We start from the raw sequence: 2383 nt of genomic DNA on the forward strand, positions 1-2383 counted from the left end.
TCAAATAATCACTATAAAGATCAAGCATATCCATTTAATTCCCTCCCTAAAATTAAGGGCGGAATTCTAATGCTTTTTAGTCAAACTACAAGTTTATGTGCGTAACATGAGTTAATAAAAGTATGTTTAATGGTTTAAAAATTGCTGTCGGCGTCTTGCAAGGAAGTGGGGCCCAAGCCATTGTGCAATTTGTGATAAATGGAGATAATCGTGTTTATGTCTATCGGTCCTCCAATGATACAACCAACATCTCCTATGTGATTCGAAACCTCAGCCAGGGTCCTACTTACCCAATTTACCCTGCAGGGATTGGCAGCTATAAAGCAGGAAGTTTAGTGCAAAATGCCAATTCACAAGTCTATATGTGTATTGAAGCTGGATGGTGTAATTTAAGCGCTTATGGCTTAGACTCTGGAGCCTGGAAGACTGTTACGCCAAAACCCGCACCTGCTGGCTATTTAACTTTTCCCGAGGGGCGACCTTATAAGAATGGCACTATCGTTGCTGATATAGAAGGGACTCTTTATAAATGCCTCCAAGCGGCCTGGTGTAATGATCAAAGTGGCGCTTACGCCCCCGGAGTAGGTAGAGCCTGGTACAGTGCATGGGAAAAACAATAAGTAGAACTAAGTTCACACGCCCTGTCTTAACAGGGCGTGCAATGGCGAAAGGCTTAAGCAGTATTTATTAATAGCGTCTCTTCGCAAGTCAAACATCCTATCCCAACTCGACATGAGAAAACCACAAATTGATACCCTCAACTAAAGTAGGATGGGCAAACATTACATCACGTAATTGCGTGTAAGATATATTCCATTCCATAGCTAATTGCAGTACTGCTAAGATTTCGCCAGCTTCAGCACAGAATAGGGAAACTCCTAAAATTTTATCAGTCTTTGCATCAATCACCGCTTTTAAAAGACCTGTCGTTTCCCCTTGTGTTTTGGCACGCGGTATTAATGCGGCAGGAATTTTCGCTACTTTTATCGCTAATCCTTGTGCACGAGCTTGCGCTTCTGTTATACCCACACGCGCCAGTTCCGGATCAAGAAAGACCGTATATGGAATAAGCCGTCCCTGAGATGAATGCGGCTCTTGAGGGTTTTGCAAATTGTGCTTTAGGATACGGTAATCGTCTAGGGATAAATGCGTAAATTGGGCTCCTCCTTTTACATCACCTAGAGCCCAAATTCCCTTAGTGGAAGTTTCTAAATACTCATTTACTTTAATAAATCCCCGTTCATCAAGCTCCACACCGGTTTTATCAACGTGCAAATGCGCTGTATTCGCGCTGCGTCCCACTGCAATCAATACATCACTACCTCGAAATCTTGCAGCCTTACTGTCTTGAGTAACCTCAATCACTACCTCCTTACCCTCCTGGCGGATAGTGTTTATTTGGGTATTTAAAGCAAAATGGATCCCTTCTTTCTTTAGGGTTTCATAAACTTGTTCGGCAATATCCCTATCTTCCCGATTAATAAACTCTTTCCCCGCTTCAATAACCGTAACCTCTGCGCCTAAGCGGCGAAATAGTTGAGCAAACTCTAGACCAATATAACCACCGCCAACAATAAGTAAATGTTGTGGTACTTGATCAACATTCATTAGGCTTTCATTGGTATGGTATTTGACCTGCTCCAAACCTGGGATGGGCGGAATAAAAGGAAGAGCACCTGTATTAATAATAATTTGTTCAGCAGTAATTTCTAAGGTTTTTTTTCCCTCTCGCTCTTTAGTCAAATGCACTTCGATTAACTTAGGACCAATAAAATGGCCCCGTCCTAAAATTAAATCCATGCCAGAATCCAAAAATTGCTTTAAATTGGCTTCACGCATGGCTTGGACCACCGAATTTTTTCGTTCACGGATGCTTTTAAAATCAATAGGAGCAAGCTCAGCTTTTAAACCATAAGCTTGCGCTGAACGACAATAATGCGCAATTTTTGCAGATTGGACTAAGGTTTTGGTAGGAATGCAGGCTACATTAATACAAGTCCCCCCTATCTGGTTATCCTCAACCATGGCGACTCGTTGGCCATTTTTTGCTAAATCAACAGCAAGGGTTTTTCCACCTTTACCCCCACCTAAAATAATCGTATCAAATTTCACAGCCATGATATCCTCTCATCAAATCCCTTAATTTTAAAAATTAGCCTAATATCAAGAGAAGTCAAACTAGGAAGAAAATGACCAACTAGCCTCATTCCATAGATGGTCTATACTTATAAATAGATTCTGTTTCTTATAAAAAACCTCTTCCTTACTCATGTTACGCACGGTCAATTTTAAGCTGCCATATTTTTAAGCTCCTGCCAAGCAATCTGGTTCGCTCTAAGAATCAATTTGTACTTAATAGCAAAGTGATTTAAATGAGTTTTTA

Annotated in this window: 2 protein-coding genes; one reads left to right on the plus strand and one right to left on the minus strand. The window is 40.9% G+C overall.

Going from position 1 to position 2383, the window contains the following annotated elements:
- The first annotated feature begins 122 nt into the window (after positions 1 to 122).
- On the plus strand, positions 123 to 620 hold the full coding sequence (locus ELY15_RS15180) for a hypothetical protein (protein ID WP_127101507.1): 498 nt from the start codon (positions 123 to 125) through the stop codon (positions 618 to 620).
- Positions 621 to 717: 97 nt separating this feature from the next.
- Here the strand turns inward: ELY15_RS15180 and ELY15_RS15185 are convergent, their stop codons facing one another.
- Complete coding sequence (locus ELY15_RS15185; protein ID WP_127101509.1) at positions 718 to 2118, minus strand: NAD(P)/FAD-dependent oxidoreductase; 1401 nt, start codon at positions 2116 to 2118, stop codon at positions 718 to 720.
- Positions 2119 to 2383 lie beyond the last annotated feature (265 nt).

The organism is Legionella sp. km772 (assembly GCF_003989735.1).
Taxonomy (GTDB): Bacteria; Pseudomonadota; Gammaproteobacteria; order Legionellales; family Legionellaceae; genus Legionella.

Coding starts and splice junctions, on each gene's coding strand:
- ELY15_RS15180 (WP_127101507.1), top strand. CDS start 123: ATGTTTAATGGTTTAAAAATTGCTGTCGGCGTCTTGCAAGGAAGTGGG.
- ELY15_RS15185 (WP_127101509.1), bottom strand. CDS start 2,118: ATGGCTGTGAAATTTGATACGATTATTTTAGGTGGGGGTAAAGGTGGA.